Origin of the sequence: Enterobacter wuhouensis (assembly GCF_004331265.1) — a bacterium.
Lineage (GTDB): Bacteria > Pseudomonadota > Gammaproteobacteria > Enterobacterales > Enterobacteriaceae > Enterobacter > Enterobacter wuhouensis.
In genome coordinates, this window is record NZ_SJOO01000002.1 from 212614 (window position 1) to 227926 (window position 15313).

Sequence of the window (15313 nt, forward strand, 5' to 3'; positions counted from 1 at the left end):
TCGCTCAACTTAGTATAAAAAAGCAGGCTATTTCGTCTATCCAATAAAGACTTGCATACCCAGGAGCTTCACCTTGAATATTTCCAGGATTTCCCGTCTGGCGTTAGCACTCGCCTTTGGCGCGACATTATCCGCCTGTAGTTCAACCCCACCGGATCAGCAGCCTTCTGAGCAGGTTGCGCCGGGCACGGCGTCCCGCCCGATCCTGTCAGCGGGAGAAGCGAAGAACTTCACCCGTGCGAACTACTTCTCGGCGATGGATCCAAAGGCAACCCCGTGGACCCCTTCTTCTATTACTCTGCCGAAACAGCCTAACTTCGTTGTTGGGCCGGCAGGTGCGCAGGGCGTAACGCATACCTCTATTCAGGCTGCGGTCGACGCTGCCATCACCAAACACAGCGCATCACGCCAGTACATTGCGATCCTGCCTGGTGAATACGAAGGTACCGTTTACGTTCCGGCAGCGCCGGGCAGCATCACGATCTACGGGATGGGCGAAAAAGCCATCGACGTGAAAATTGGCCTGGCGATTGATTCTGAAATCGACAGCACCACGTGGCGCCATCTGGTGAATCCGGCCGGTAAATATATGCCGGGCAAACCGGCGTGGTACATGTTTGATAACTGCCAGAGCAAGCGTTCCGCCACCATTGGCGTGATGTGCTCCGCCGTGGTCTGGTCCCAGAACAATGGCCTGCAGCTGCAGAACCTGACCATTCAGAACACCGTGGGTGACAGCGTTGATGCGGGCAACCATCAGGCCGTAGCGCTGCGTAGCGACGGCGACCAGGTGCAAATTAACAACGTGAACATTCTGGGTCGCCAGAACACCTTCTTCGTCACCAACAGCGGCGTGCAGAACACCCTGCAAACGAACCGTCTGACCCGTACGCTGGTCACTAACAGCTACGTTGAAGGCGACGTGGACCTGGTATCCGGCCGTGGCGCGGTGGTGTTTGATAACACCGATTTCCGCGTGGTGAACTCGCGCACGCAGCAGGAAGGCTATGTGTTTGCTCCGGCTACGCAGTCAAACCTGTTCTACGGCTTCCTCGCAGTCAATAGCCGCTTCACCGCAGCAGGCGACGGCGTCGCACAGCTGGGCCGCTCTCTGGACGTGGACTCTGCGACCAACGGCCAGGTCGTGATCCGCGACAGCGTCATCAACGAAGGCTTCAACATGGCGAAACCGTGGGCGGATGCCGCTATCTCTAAACGTCCGTTCTCCGGCAATACCGGTGCGGTGGATGATAAGGGGGAGGTGCAGCGCAACCTGAACGACGCTAACTTCAACCGCATGTGGGAATACAACAACCGCGGTCTGGGTAGCAAAGTGGTCGCAGAGCCTAAGCAGTAAGCTGTTTTGCCGGGTGGCGGCGTCGCCTTACCCGGCCTACAAAGATAAAAAAACCTCGCATTCGCGAGGTTTTTTGTTTTAAGCCGCTTAGTGAGCGTGAACCACAACCCACATTGGCCCCTGGCCGACGGCATAACGCCCCTTCTCTTCCAGCAAGCCCTGCTCGCCTTTGATTTCGTACAGCGCAATGTGGTGCGATTTTTGCCCCGCCGCAATCAGGAATTTACCGCTGTGATCGACATTAAAGCCGCGCGGCTGGGTTTCCGTTGGCTGGAAGCCTTCAATCGCCAGCACGCTGCCGTCTTCAGAAACGCTAAACACGGTGATCAGGCTGGAGGTGCGGTCGCATGCGTACAGATGACGTCCATCAGGCGTGATGTGAATATCCGCAGCCCAGCGGGTATCTGCGAAATCGGCCGGCATCATATCCAGCGTCTGCACGCACTCAATCTGGCCGTTAGGATCTTTCAGCTCCCATACGTCCACCGAGCTGTTCAGTTCGTTTACCACGTAAGCATACTGCTGGTTGGGATGGAAGACCATGTGGCGCGGACCCGCGCCTTCTACGGTGGTCACTTCAGCCGGGGTTTGCGCCACCAGATGACCGTCATCACTGAGGGTAAACAGGCAGATGCGATCCTGCTTCAGCGCAGGGACCCACAGGGTGCGGTTATCCGGGGAGATATTCGCCGAGTGGCAGCCTTCCAGCCCTTCAACGACATCAACGGTATCCGTCGGTATACCGTCCTCCAGTCGGGTCACGCTTACGCAGCCCGCATTATAGGAGCCGCTGAAGACGAAGTTGCCTTTGCGATCGGTAGAGATATGGGTTGGGCTGCCCGGCAGTGGCGCTTCGGCAGTGTAGGTCAGCGCGCCATCGTCCGGAGAGATGCGGTAGGCCAGCACGCGAAACTCCGGGCGCACGCCCACGTACAAGAAACGTTTATCCGGACTGATGACCATCGGCTGAACCTGTCCTGGCACATCAACAACCTGAACCAGCGTGAGTGTCCCTTCGGTATTTAAACGCCAGACGTGGATCTGCTGGCTTTCAGGGCTGGCGGTATAAACGGTTTGTTTCATGAATACTCTCTCCTCACTGCGCATGAAAGTAGTTAACTTTTAACGGTGAATGCTGAATTGTCGACGGGGATTTTGAAGCCTTCGCCTCTGGGTGTAACATCCCATCAGAACATAAATTCAATATTAACCCGGAAAAACAAATGACCTCGCGTGTGATTGCTCTGGATTTAGACGGTACCTTACTTACCCCGCAGAAAACCCTTCTTCCCTCTTCCCTCGAAGCGCTTAAACGTGCGCAGGAAGCAGGCTATCAACTCCTCATCGTAACGGGTCGACATCACGTTGCCATTCATCCTTTTTATCAGGCACTGGCGTTAGATACACCTGCAATTTGTTGTAATGGCACCTATTTGTATGATTATCAGGCAAAAAAGGTTTTAGAATCCGATCCGCTGCCGGTGGCTCAGGCGCTGCAATTGATTGATTTGCTGGATGAGCATGCCGTTCACGGCCTGATGTATGTTGATAATGCGATGGTGTACGAGCGCCCAACCGGCCACGTCGTGCGCACCAGCAACTGGGCGCTGTCGTTGCCGGAGGCCCAGCGTCCCGTCTTTACGCAGGTATCTTCCCTGCGCCAGGCGGCACAGGACGTCGAGGCTATCTGGAAATTCGCCCTGACGGATGAAGATACCGCTAAACTGAACGCCTTTGCGAAACACGTCGAAGAAACGCTGGGGCTGGAGTGCGAGTGGTCCTGGCACGATCAGGTGGACATCGCCCGTAAAGGCAACAGCAAAGGCAAGCGCCTGACGCAGTTTGTGGAATCAAAAGGCTGGTCGATGCAGGATGTGATTGCCTTTGGCGATAACTACAACGACATCAGCATGCTGGAAGCCGCCGGAACGGGCGTGGCGATGGGCAATGCTGATGACGCCGTGAAAGCGCGCGCTAACGTGGTGATTGGCGATAACACCACCGACAGCATCGCGCAGTATATCTATACCCACCTGCTGTAATCAGGCGGTGATGGAGACGCTCTTGATTTGCGCGTAAAGCCACAGGCCGGGTTTGATGCCTAACTCATCCCTGGCCCACGGGCTGATGCGCGCCCAGAGCGTCCTGCTGCCGACCTCAAGCTTCACCTCTACCTGGCCGTTGTCATCAAAACACTCCGCCACTTTGGCGCGCAGGATATTTCGAATACTGGTTTGCAGCGGCGGCTGCAGCACCAGCGAAACATCCGACGCCTGAATGCGGATCCGCAGCGCGGACTGCAGCGGTTTGTCGATCTTATTGACCCAAAGATGCTGGTCACCCAGCGCCAGGGCAGTCATCGCGTAGTGTGGATGGTGTTCCAGAACGCTCACTTTCAGAATGCTGCTCTGCTGTTCCCGGGGCAACCAGGGGTGCATTACGCTGCTGCCCCACACCTCCTCCAGATTGCCAAAGGCCTTGACGCTGCCCTCTTCCAGCACCAGCACCTTGTCGGCAAGATGGAGGATCTCATCCAGCGAATGGCTGACGTAGAGCATGGGTATATTAATTTCACGCGCCAGACGCTGCAGATACGGCAGCAGCTCGCGCTTTCGCGGGATATCCAGCGAGGCCAGCGGCTCGTCGAGCAGCAGCAATTCCGGCGCGGTCAATATTGCCCTGCCGATCGCCACGCGCTGCTTCTCACCGCCCGAAAGCGAAGAAGGCAGCCTGTCGAGCAGCGGTTCAATGCCTAAAAGCGCCACCAGCTTATCAAACTGCGCAGCCATGCTTTTCGCCATCCCGTAGCGCAGGTTGCCGCGCACGCTGTAGTGCGGAAAAAGCCGCGCGTCCTGAAAGACATAGCCAATACGGCGCTTATCCGGCGAGAGGTAAATCTTGTTCTCCACGTCATTTAAGACGCGGTTATTTAAGACGATCCGGCCCGTCTGAGGGCGCGTCAGGCCGCTGATGGCATTAATCAGTGACGTTTTCCCCGCGCCCGATACGCCGAAAATGGCGGTGATACCGCTCGCGGGCAGCGTCTCGTTAAGCGTGAGGGTATGCGTTCCCAGCGTCTGGGTGAAGTTAAGCTCAAGCATGATTATTTCCCCATCCGCTCGCGGCTAAGACGCGCCAGCCACTCAGACACCAGCAGAGAAACCAGCGCCAGCACGATTGAGATGATGCACAGCCGCGCCGCAGCGCCTTCACCGCCCGGCGTTTGAATCAGGGTATACATTGCCGAGGGGATGGTTCGCGTCTCGCCGGGAATATTCGATACAAACGTGATTGTTGCGCCAAACTCGCCCAGCGAGCGGGCAAAGGCCAGCACCGTACCCACAATAATGCCGGGCAACGTCAGGGGTAGCGTGATGGTAAAAAAGACGCGCCAGCGCCCGGCGCCCAGGGTGCGGGCCGCCTGCTCAAGCCGGATATCGACGCCTTCCAGCGCCAGGCGGATCGCCCTGACCATCAGCGGGAAAGACATCACCGCCGCCGCCAGCACCGCCCCGCGCCAGCTAAACGCGAACGTCAGGCCAAACCAGTCGTAAAGCTTCTCGCCGATAAAACCGCGTCGTCCCATCGAAATGAGTAGCAGATAACCCACCACAACGGGCGGTAAAACCAGGGGAAGATGGAGAACACTGTCCAGCAGGGCTTTGCCCGGAAACTTACAGCGGACCAGTAGCCAGGCAAAGAAGATCCCGAAGGGTAAACTCAGCACCACTGCCAGGGAAGAGACTTTAAGGCTCAGCAGCACGGCCTGCCATTCAGGATCGGTCAATATCATCAGCGAGTCGTAAATCCATAACGTTTAAATATTGCTGACGCTTCTGGCCCCTTCAGGTAGTCATAGAAGGCCGTCACGGTCGCATTTTTGTGCCCATCAACAATCGCAGCAGGGTATTCCACTTTTTTATGGGAGTCTTCCGGGAAAGTACCCACCACCTTCACGCCCTTGCTGGCAACGGCGTCGGAGCCGTACACAATCCCCAGCGGCGCTTCGCTGCGCTCGACCAGCGCCAGCGCGCCGCGAACGTCTTCCGCGGGAGCCAGTTTAGGCGAAAGCGTCTCCCAGGCGCCCAGCTTTTGCAGCGCCTCTTTTGCGTAAATGCCTGCCGGAACATGATCCGGATCGCCGACCGCCAGGCGGCCACCGCTTAACAGACGGGTCCAGTTTGTCGCTTTGTTGATGGTGATATCGCCCTGCGCGCTGGCCTTTGGTGCAACCACAACCAGGCTATTGCCGAGCAGCGTTTCGCGGGTTGTCGTATCAATCGATTTCTTCTCAACCGCGTAGTCCATCCACTTCTGATCGGCAGAGATAAACAGGTCAGCAGGTGCGCCCGCTTCAATCTGGCGTGCCAGCGTAGACGAAGAGGCGAAAGAGGAGACCACGTCCACTTTTTGCTCTTTCTTGTACGCCGCAGCGATATCCTGCATTGCGTTGGTCAGCGATGCCGCCGCAAAGACCGTAATTTTACCTTCGTCGGCCAGCGCGTGTCCGGTAAGGGAAAGCGTCAGCGTTGCGCCTGCAAAAAGGCGTGCCCATGTACGTGCCATCTGTAGCTCCTGTGAGTTTCGTTATATACACACAAATATAACGACAACTCCGGGGATATCCTAGCGTTATATCGTACCGATTAATGAGTAAATCGACACAATGCTACAGATAATATCGGCGAGAGAGGGAAATACTTGAGAGCAAAACGCCCGGGCTAGCCGGGCGTTTTACGAGGAATCATTGCTGCTTTTTAGGCTGGTCTCTGTGACCAATGTTCGAAAAGACGTTGAACACTTCACCCAGGCCGTAGATGGCACCGAGGATGATGGCCATCACTACTGGTACCATGATTACCGCGAATACCAGACTTTTCAACAACTCTAACATGGTTTTCTCCAGTTATTGTGAATAGCGTATTCTACCCTGAAAAGTGAGAAAAACATCCCCTTTTGTGCGGTGCACTTTGCGCCCTGCACCATTTGGGTCACAATAGACTTTTTGCCAGGACACTGTTATGCAGGCCGAAATTCTCCTCACCTTACGACTTCAGCAGAAGCTTTTCGCCGATCCGCGACGTATCGCCCTGCTTAAACAAATAGAACAAACGGGCTCAATTAGCCAGGGGGCTAAAAACGCGGGCATCAGCTACAAAAGTGCCTGGGACGCCATCAACGAAATGAACACCTTAAGCGAACAAACGCTGGTTGACCGCGCCACGGGCGGCAAAGGCGGCGGCGGCGCGGTGCTTACCCGCTACGGGCAGCGTCTGATTCAGCTTTACGATCTGCTCGCTCAGATCCAGCAGAAGGCCTTTGACGTGCTGAGCGACGATGACAACCTCCCGCTGGACAGCCTGTTAGCCGCCATTTCCCGCTTCTCGCTCCAGACGAGCGCGCGTAACCAGTGGTTTGGTACGGTAACGGCTCGCGACAATTCGCAGGTACAGCAGCATATCGACATCCTGCTGGCGGATGGCGCGACCCGCCTGAAAGCGGCGATTACCGCGCAAAGCGGGCAGCGCCTCGGGCTGGACGAAGGCAAAGAAGTGCTGGTCTTACTTAAAGCCCCGTGGGTCAGCATCACCCTTAATCCCGAGCGCGCTAAAGATGCCGATAATCAGCTGCAGGGTGCAATCAGCCATATTGAACGCGGCGACGAGCAGTGTGAGGTGTTGATGACGCTGCCGGACGGGCAGATGCTCTGCGCCACCGTCCCCGCAGCCCAGGCGACTGAACTAGAAGAAGGTGCTGAAGTTACCGCATATTTCAATGCAGACCGGGTGATTATCGCCACGTTGTGCTAAGCGCATTGACAATCGTGCCGACAGTGAGTATCCCTGACGTTAATTGCTGCAAAAAATGGGATAAATCATGTCATCATTGCATATTTCGCAAGGCACGTTTCGTCTTAGCGACACCCGCACGCTCACGCTTCCTGATTTAACACTGCGCGCGGGCGAAAGCTGGGCGTTTGTCGGCACTAACGGAAGCGGCAAGTCCGCGCTGGCGCGTGCCCTGGCCGGTGAGCTGACTCAGCTCAAAGGCGAACGCCATACCACCTTTACCCGCCTGACCCGCCTCTCGTTTGAACAGCTGCAAAAGCTGGTCAGCGACGAGTGGCAGCGCAACAACACCGATTTGCTTAGCCCCGGTGAAGAGGATACTGGCCGCACCACGGCAGAAATTATTCAGGACAGCGTCAACGATCCCGCCCGCTGCCAGCAGCTGGCAGCGCAGTTTGGCATTACCGCCCTTCTCGATCGGCGCTTCAAGTACCTCTCGACCGGCGAGACGCGCAAAACGCTTCTGTGCCAGGCACTGATGAGCGAGCCCGAGCTGCTGATCCTGGATGAACCTTTCGACGGACTGGACGTGCAGTCCCGCGCCCAGCTGGCAACCCTGCTCGGTTTGCTCAATCAGGAGGGATACACCATCGTGCTGGTGCTTAATCGCTTCGATGAAATTCCGGCGTTTGTGCAGAACGCGGGCGTGCTGGCGGACTGTAGCCTGACCGAAACCGGTGAAAAATCGGCCTTGCTCAAGCAGGCGCTGATTGCCCAGCTCGCGCACAGCGAGAAGCTGGATGGCATCTCGCTTCCGGAACCCGATGCCCCGTCGGCGCGTCATGGGCTCGAGCCCCACCAGCCGCGCATAGTGCTACGCGACGGCGTAGTGTCCTATGACGATCGTCCGATTCTCAATCACCTGAGCTGGACGGTTAACCCGGGTGAACACTGGCAGATTGTTGGCCCTAACGGCGCGGGTAAATCTACCCTGCTGAGCCTGATTACCGGCGATCATCCGCAGGGCTACAGTAACAATCTGACGCTGTTTGGCCGCCGTCGCGGCAGCGGCGAAACTATCTGGGACATCAAAAAGCACATCGGCTACGTCAGCAGCAGCCTGCATCTGGATTACCGCGTCAGCACCACGGTGCGCAACGTGATCCTCTCCGGCTATTTTGACTCTATCGGCATTTATCAGGCGATATCGGACAAACAGCACAAGCTGGCCCAGCAGTGGCTGGATATCCTGGGCATGGATAGCCGGGTCGCCGATGCGCCGTTTCATAGCCTGTCGTGGGGACAGCAGCGGCTGGCGCTGATCGTGCGCGCGCTGGTGAAACACCCGACGCTGCTGATCCTGGATGAGCCGCTTCAGGGGCTGGACCCGCTTAACCGCCAGCTGATACGCCGCTTCGTGGACGTGCTGATAGGCGAAGGCGAAACGCAGCTGCTTTTTGTGTCACACCACGCAGAAGACGCCCCTTCCTGCATCACCCACCGGCTTGAGTTTGTCCCGGACGGCGAAAGCTATCGCTACCTTCTGAGCAAGATTGACTAAACCCGGAGGGCGCTGCCCTCCTCTTTTCAGATAACCTGCAGCATTACATTCCTATCTCTTTGATTTAGAATGCCGCTATCGCTGCAAAAATGGCGAGTGAAAATCGGTGTAAACGATTCCACTATTTTATCCCATGTCACACTTTTCGCATCTCTGTTATGCTATGGTTAATTCATACCATAAGCCCAATGGAGCGAAATATGCGAGTTCTGGTAACAGGTGGTAGCGGTTACATTGGTAGTCATACCTGCGTGCAGCTACTGCAAAACGGCCATGATGTCATCATCCTCGACAACCTGTGCAACAGTAAGCGCAGCGTGCTGCCTGTGATTGAACGTCTTGGCGGTAAACAACCTACTTTCGTGGAAGGCGACATCCGCAATGAAGCGTTGATGACCGAAATCCTTCACGATCATGCGATCGATACCGTTATCCACTTCGCGGGCCTGAAAGCGGTCGGCGAATCGGTGGCAAAGCCGCTTGAGTATTACGATAACAACGTCAACGGCACGCTGCGTTTAATCTCCGCCATGCGCGCTGCCAACGTGAAAAACTTCATCTTCAGCTCATCCGCCACGGTCTACGGCGATCAGCCCAAAATCCCTTACGTTGAAAGCTTCCCGACCGGTACACCGCAAAGCCCGTATGGCAAAAGCAAGCTGATGGTGGAACAGATCCTGACCGATCTGCAAAAAGCCCAGCCGGAGTGGAGCATTGCGCTGCTGCGCTACTTCAACCCGGTCGGCGCCCATCCGTCGGGCGATATGGGCGAAGATCCGCAGGGTATTCCCAACAACCTGATGCCGTACATCGCGCAGGTGGCGGTAGGCCGCCGCGACTCGCTGGCGATTTTTGGCAACGACTATCCCACTGAAGACGGCACCGGCGTACGTGACTACATCCACGTGATGGATCTGGCCGACGGCCACGTGGCGGCGATGCAGCAGCTGGCGGACAAACCGGGCGTGCATATCTATAACCTCGGCGCGGGTATCGGCAGCAGCGTGCTGGACGTCGTTAACGCGTTCAGCAAAGCCTGCGGTAAGCCGGTGAATTATCACTTCGCGCCGCGTCGCGATGGCGATCTGCCTGCTTACTGGGCTGATGCAACCAAAGCCGATAAAGAGCTTAACTGGCGTGTGACGCGCACGCTTGATGAAATGGCACAGGATACCTGGCACTGGCAGTCACGCCATCCGCAGGGCTATCCGGACTAAGGATCCGTCATGACGCAATTCAACCCCGTCGATCATCCGCACCGTCGGTTTAATCCGTTAAGCGGACAATGGATTTTGGTTTCCCCGCATCGCGCCAAGCGCCCCTGGCAGGGGGCGCAGGAGACGCCTGCAAAACAGACGCTGCCACAGCACGACCCGGACTGTTTCCTCTGTCCGGGCAACACGCGCGTTACCGGGGATAAAAACCCGGACTACAAGGGTACCTTCGTCTTCACCAACGATTTCGCCGCCCTGATGACCGACACGCCGGATGCCCCACAAAGTGACGATCCGCTGATGCGCTGCGCAAGCGCGCGCGGTACCAGCCGCGTGATCTGCTTCTCGCCCGATCACAGCAAAACGCTGCCGGAGCTGAGCGTGGACGCGCTGAAAGAGGTCGTCAGCACCTGGCAGGCGCAAACCGCGGAGCTGGGCCAGACCTATCCGTGGGTGCAGGTATTCGAAAACAAAGGTGCGGCGATGGGCTGCTCTAACCCGCACCCGCACGGTCAGGTCTGGGCGAACAGCTTCCTGCCTAACGAAGCCGAGCGTGAAGACCGTCTGCAGAAAGCGTATTACGCGGAAAACGGCTCGCCGATGCTGGTGGACTACACGCAGCGTGAACTGAAAGACGGCAGCCGTACCGTGGTGGAAACCGAACACTGGCTGGCGGTAGTGCCCTACTGGGCCGCGTGGCCGTTTGAAACGCTGCTGCTGCCGAAAGCGCACGTACAGCGCATTACCGATCTCAGCGACGCGCAGCGCGACGACCTTGCCCTGGCGCTGAAAAAGCTGACCAGCCGCTATGACAATCTTTTTCAGTGCTCTTTCCCCTACTCTATGGGATGGCACGGCGCGCCGTTTAACGGCGAAGAGAATCAGCACTGGCAGCTGCACGCCCATTTCTATCCGCCGCTGCTGCGCTCTGCGACGGTGCGTAAATTTATGGTGGGCTACGAAATGCTGGCGGAAACCCAGCGTGACCTGACGGCAGAACAGGCTGCAGAACGTCTGCGTGCCGTTAGCGATGTCCATTACCGCGAATCAGGAGTCTAAAAAATGAGTCTGAAAGATAAAACACAATCCCTGTTTGCTGAAAAATTTGGCTACCCTGCCACCCACGTTATCCAGGCGCCCGGTCGCGTTAACCTGATCGGTGAACATACCGATTACAACGACGGCTTCGTGCTGCCGTGCGCCATCGATTATCAGACGGTCATCAGCTGCGCAAAGCGCGACGATCGCAAGGTGCGCGTCATTGCTGCCGATTACGACAGCCAAATTGACGAGTTTTCCCTCGATGCTCCGATTGTGACGCACGACAGCCAGCAGTGGTCCAACTACGTGCGCGGCGTGGTGAAGCACCTGCAGAAGCGAAACAAGAACTTTGGCGGTGCGGATTTAGTCATCAGCGGCAACGTGCCGCAGGGCGCGGGCCTGAGCTCCTCTGCATCACTTGAAGTGGCCGTGGGCACCGTCTTCCAGCAGCTTTATCATCTGCCGCTGGACGGGGCGCAAATCGCGCTGAACGGCCAGGAAGCGGAAAACCAGTTTGTGGGCTGCAACTGCGGCATCATGGATCAGCTGATCTCCGCGCTGGGCAAAAAAGAGCATGCGCTGTTAATTGACTGCCGCTCGCTGGGCACTAAGGCGGTTCCGCTGCCAAAAGGCGCGGCGGTCGTGATTATCAACAGCAACTTCAAACGCACTCTGGTAGGTAGCGAGTACAACACCCGCCGCGAGCAGTGTGAGACCGGCGCGCGCTTCTTCCAGCAGCCTGCCCTGCGTGACGTTTCGCTCGATGAGTTTAACAAGGTGGCGCACGAGCTGGACCCGATCGTGGCGAAACGCGTTCGTCACATACTGACGGAGAATGCCCGTACCGTTGAAGCGGCAACTGCCCTCGCGAAAGGCGACCTGAAGCGCATGGGCGAGCTGATGGCGGAATCACACGCGTCCATGCGCGATGATTTTGAAATCACCGTTCCGCAGATCGACACCCTGGTAGAGATTGTCAAAGCGGCCATCGGCGATAAGGGCGGCGTACGTATGACCGGCGGTGGCTTTGGCGGCTGCATCGTCGCGCTGGTCCCGGAAGAGCTGGTCCCTGCCGTTGAGGACGCCGTAGCGAAACAATACGAAGCCAAAACGGGTATCAAAGAAACATTCTACGTCTGCAAAGCATCACAAGGAGCCGGACAGTGCTAAACGAAACGCCAACACTGGCACCGGATGGTCTGCCGTATCGCCTGTTAACCCTGCGCAACAGTGCAGGGATGGTGGTCACGGTAATGGACTGGGGAGCTACCCTTCTTTCCGCCCGCATACCAATGCCGGACGGCACCGTGCGCGAGACCCTGCTCGGCTGCGCCTCGCCTGAGCAGTACGTCAATCAGTCCGCCTATCTGGGCGCGTCCGTTGGGCGCTATGCTAACCGCATCGCGAAGAGCCGTTTTGAGCTCGACGGCGTGCAGTACGCCCTGCTTCCAAGCCAGGGTGAGAACCAGCTGCACGGCGGCCCGGACGGGTTTGATAAACGCCGCTGGAAAATTGTGCGGCAAAATGACGCCGAAGCGCTGTTTTCTCTGGACTCACAGGATGGCGATCAGGGCTTCCCGGGCAATCTTGCCGCAACGGCGCGTTTTACCCTGACCGAAGATAATCGCATCGCCATTGAGTATCGCGCAACGGTTGATAAGCCGTGCCCGGTCAATCTGACCAACCACGCGTACTTCAACCTTGACGGGAACCAGTGCGACGTGCGTAACCACAGGCTGCAAATCCTTGCGGATGAGTATCTGCCGGTAGATGAGATGGGGATCCCCTATCAGGGGCTAAAATCGGTAATCGGCAACAGCTTTGATTTCCGTGAGGCAAAAACCATTGCCCGGGATTTCATGAGCGACGATGACCAGCGCAAGGTGAAAGGTTACGACCACGCATTTCTGCTGCAGGCCAAAGGTGATGTCACCCAACCCGCCGCACAGGTCTGGTCTGCAGATGAGAAGCTGCAGATGACGGTCTACACCACCGCGCCTGCCCTGCAGTTCTATTCGGGCAACTATCTCGGCGGAACAACGGCGCGCGAGCACGAGGAGTACAGCGACTGGCAAGGTCTGGCGCTGGAAAGCGAGTTCCTGCCCGACAGCCCGAATCACCCGGAATGGCCGCAGCCTGACTGCGTGCTGCGCCCAGGCGAAGAGTACGTGAGCGTCACAGAGTATCATTTCATTCCGCACGCTTAATGCCCGGCGGCGCTACGCTTGCACGGGCCTACGGGTAGGCCGGATAAGCAAAGCGCCATCCGGCAAATAACGCCAGCCCTCACAGCGAGGGCTTTTTTCTGCTCGCCTTGCTGAAAATAGCGCCGATCGCAGACAAAATCATAACCCTGGATTCACAAGCACCTTACACTCAGAGACTATTTTCGCTATGGTTAGGGTTAAGCGTTGCTGCTGGCAGGTCCACGGCAATATAATGAGAATTGTTATCATTCAATAAAGCTTATGAGGAGTACGATATGGCTGTAACTAAGCTGGTTCTGGTGCGTCACGGCGAAAGCCAGTGGAACAACGAAAACCGCTTCACCGGTTGGTACGACGTTGATCTGTCCGAGAAAGGCGTAAGCGAAGCCAAAGCGGCAGGCAAACTGCTGAAGGATGAAGGCTTCACCTTTGATTTTGCTTACACCTCTGTGCTGAAACGTGCCATCCACACGCTGTGGAACGTGCTGGACGAGCTGGATCAGGCCTGGCTGCCGGTTGAAAAATCCTGGAAGCTGAACGAGCGCCACTACGGTGCGCTGCAGGGTCTGAACAAAGCGGAAACCGCTGAGAAATACGGCGACGAGCAGGTTAAGCAGTGGCGTCGCGGTTTTGCGGTGACCCCACCAGAGCTGAGCAAAGATGACGAGCGCTATCCGGGCCACGATCCACGTTACGCAAAACTGACCGATGCCGAGCTGCCGCAGACTGAAAGCCTGGCGCTGACCATCGATCGCGTTGTGCCATACTGGAACGAAACCATTCTGCCACGCCTGAAAAGCGGTGAGCGCGTGATCATCGCCGCTCACGGTAACTCCCTGCGTGCGCTGGTAAAATACCTGGACAACATGGGTGAAGACGAGATCCTCGAACTGAACATCCCTACCGGCGTACCGCTGGTGTATGAGTTCGATGAAAACTTCAAACCGATCAAACATTACTACCTCGGTAACGCTGACGAAATCGCTGCTAAAGCGGCGGCTGTCGCGAACCAGGGTAAAGCGAAGTAATTTTCGCAAGGCATAAAAAAAGCGCGGAGCCTTCCGCGCTTTTTTATTTGTGCTGCAGGAGTTAGCCCCGGCGCGCTTTTACCGCGTTCGCCAGCTGGCGCAGGAGCGTATCGGTATCGTCCCAGCCGATGCAGGCATCCGTGACGCTCTTACCGTAAACCAGCGGCTCGCCGCCTTCCAGGTTCTGATTGCCTTCCACCAGGTGGCTCTCGATCATCACGCCAATCACCGCCTGCTCGCCGCCGGCGATCTGCTGGCAAACGTCCGCGCCCACTTCCATCTGCTTCTTAAACTGCTTGCTGGAGTTAGCGTGGCTGAAGTCGATCATCACCTGCGGTGACAGGCCCGCTTTTTCGAGGCCCGTTTTCACTTCGGCCACGTGTTTCGCGCTGTAATTCGGCTCTTTGCCGCCGCGCAGGATGATGTGGCAATCGCCGTTACCGCTGGTGTTAACAATCGCTGAGTGGCCCCATTTGGTCACTGAGAGGAAGCAGTGCGGCGCGCCCGCGGCGTTGATCGCGTCGATGGCGACTTTGATCGTACCGTCAGTGCCATTTTTAAAGCCAACCGGGCATGAAAGGCCGGAAGCCAGCTCGCGGTGAACCTGGGATTCCGTGGTACGCGCGCCAATTGCGCCCCAGCTCATCAGGTCGGCCAGATACTGCGGCGTGATCATATCCAGGAATTCGCCCGCCGCCGGAAGGCCGCTGTCATTGATTTCCAGCAGCAGCTTGCGCGCGATGCGCAGTCCGTCGTTGATCTGGAAGCTGTTGTCCATGTGCGGGTCGTTAATCAGCCCTTTCCAGCCCACCGTGGTACGCGGTTTTTCAAAGTACACGCGCATCACGATTTCCAGCTCGTCTTTCAGCTCCTCGCGCAGGGTAAGCAGACGCGCTGCGTACTCTTTTGCCGCTGCGGGATCGTGAATAGAGCACGGGCCAATCACCACCAGAAGACGATCGTCATTACCTTTGAGGATCTTGTGGATCGCTTTGCGGGCATGAGACACCGTATTTGCAGCATTTTCAGTGGCGGGGAATTTCTCAAGGAGTGCTACAGGAGGTAATAACTCATTGATCTCTTTAATGCGTAAATCGTCGTTCTGATAATTCATCT

15 protein-coding genes are annotated in these 15313 nt (G+C 57.0%); 9 read left to right on the forward strand and 6 right to left on the reverse strand.

Going from position 1 to position 15313, the window contains the following annotated elements:
• The first annotated feature begins 73 nt into the window (after positions 1 to 73).
• Positions 74 to 1357, forward strand: a complete 1284-nt coding sequence (locus tag E0L20_RS05015; protein WP_131633003.1) for a putative acyl-CoA thioester hydrolase — start codon at positions 74 to 76, stop codon at positions 1355 to 1357.
• An 87-nt stretch (positions 1358 to 1444) separates the two neighbouring features.
• Here the strand turns inward: E0L20_RS05015 and pgl are convergent, their stop codons facing one another.
• Positions 1445 to 2440: a 6-phosphogluconolactonase gene (gene pgl, locus E0L20_RS05020; RefSeq protein ID WP_131633004.1), complete on the reverse strand. Its 996-nt coding sequence runs from the start codon at positions 2438 to 2440 to the stop codon at positions 1445 to 1447.
• A gap of 140 nt (positions 2441 to 2580) precedes the next feature.
• Between pgl and E0L20_RS05025 the strand changes: the two genes are divergently transcribed.
• Positions 2581 to 3399 carry a pyridoxal phosphatase gene (locus E0L20_RS05025; RefSeq protein WP_131633005.1) on the forward strand — a complete coding sequence of 273 codons (819 nt, stop codon included), beginning with the start codon at positions 2581 to 2583 and terminating at the stop codon, positions 3397 to 3399.
• Here E0L20_RS05025 and modC read toward each other — a convergent pair whose 3' ends face one another.
• The 4 genes from modC to E0L20_RS05045 all read right to left on the reverse strand — a co-directional run bounded on the left by modC (position 3400) and on the right by E0L20_RS05045 (position 6251).
• A complete protein-coding gene (gene modC / locus E0L20_RS05030; protein WP_131633006.1) occupies positions 3400 to 4458 on the reverse strand; it encodes a molybdenum ABC transporter ATP-binding protein ModC in 1059 nt (352 codons plus the stop codon).
• Between the two features lie 2 nt (positions 4459 to 4460).
• Positions 4461 to 5150, reverse strand: coding sequence for a molybdate ABC transporter permease subunit (gene modB, locus E0L20_RS05035; protein WP_131633007.1), 690 nt, complete (start codon positions 5148 to 5150; stop codon positions 4461 to 4463).
• A complete protein-coding gene (modA, locus tag E0L20_RS05040; RefSeq protein WP_131633008.1) occupies positions 5150 to 5923 on the reverse strand; it encodes a molybdate ABC transporter substrate-binding protein in 774 nt (257 codons plus the stop codon). The genes modB and modA overlap by 1 nt, the downstream gene beginning before the upstream one ends.
• Positions 5924 to 6101: 178 nt before the next feature.
• Positions 6102 to 6251, reverse strand: coding sequence for an AcrZ family multidrug efflux pump-associated protein (locus E0L20_RS05045; RefSeq protein WP_042321036.1), 150 nt, complete (start codon positions 6249 to 6251; stop codon positions 6102 to 6104).
• 127 nt (positions 6252 to 6378) lie between these two features.
• Between E0L20_RS05045 and modE the strand changes: the two genes are divergently transcribed.
• The 7 genes from modE to gpmA all read left to right on the forward strand — a co-directional run bounded on the left by modE (position 6379) and on the right by gpmA (position 14197).
• Positions 6379 to 7167, forward strand: a complete 789-nt coding sequence (modE, locus tag E0L20_RS05050) for a molybdenum-dependent transcriptional regulator (protein WP_131633009.1) — start codon at positions 6379 to 6381, stop codon at positions 7165 to 7167.
• 67 nt (positions 7168 to 7234) lie between these two features.
• The gene (gene modF / locus E0L20_RS05055; protein WP_131633010.1) at positions 7235 to 8707 is read left to right on the forward strand and encodes a molybdate ABC transporter ATP-binding protein ModF; all 1473 of its coding nucleotides are present in this window, start codon (positions 7235 to 7237) and stop codon (positions 8705 to 8707) included.
• Positions 8708 to 8907: 200 nt separating this feature from the next.
• The gene (gene galE, locus E0L20_RS05060; RefSeq protein WP_131633011.1) at positions 8908 to 9924 is read left to right on the forward strand and encodes a UDP-glucose 4-epimerase GalE; all 1017 of its coding nucleotides are present in this window, start codon (positions 8908 to 8910) and stop codon (positions 9922 to 9924) included.
• A gap of 9 nt (positions 9925 to 9933) precedes the next feature.
• Positions 9934 to 10980: a galactose-1-phosphate uridylyltransferase gene (gene galT / locus E0L20_RS05065; protein ID WP_131633012.1), complete on the forward strand. Its 1047-nt coding sequence runs from the start codon at positions 9934 to 9936 to the stop codon at positions 10978 to 10980.
• Between the two features lie 3 nt (positions 10981 to 10983).
• Complete coding sequence (gene galK, locus E0L20_RS05070; protein WP_131633013.1) at positions 10984 to 12132, forward strand: galactokinase; 1149 nt, start codon at positions 10984 to 10986, stop codon at positions 12130 to 12132.
• Complete coding sequence (gene galM / locus E0L20_RS05075) at positions 12126 to 13169, forward strand: galactose-1-epimerase (protein WP_131633014.1); 1044 nt, start codon at positions 12126 to 12128, stop codon at positions 13167 to 13169. The genes galK and galM overlap by 7 nt, the downstream gene beginning before the upstream one ends.
• Positions 13170 to 13444: 275 nt before the next feature.
• Positions 13445 to 14197, forward strand: a complete 753-nt coding sequence (gene gpmA, locus E0L20_RS05080) for a 2,3-diphosphoglycerate-dependent phosphoglycerate mutase (RefSeq protein WP_131633015.1) — start codon at positions 13445 to 13447, stop codon at positions 14195 to 14197.
• A gap of 61 nt (positions 14198 to 14258) precedes the next feature.
• Here the strand turns inward: gpmA and aroG are convergent, their stop codons facing one another.
• On the reverse strand, positions 14259 to 15311 hold the full coding sequence (aroG, locus tag E0L20_RS05085) for a 3-deoxy-7-phosphoheptulonate synthase AroG (protein ID WP_131633016.1): 1053 nt from the start codon (positions 15309 to 15311) through the stop codon (positions 14259 to 14261).
• Positions 15312 to 15313 lie beyond the last annotated feature (2 nt).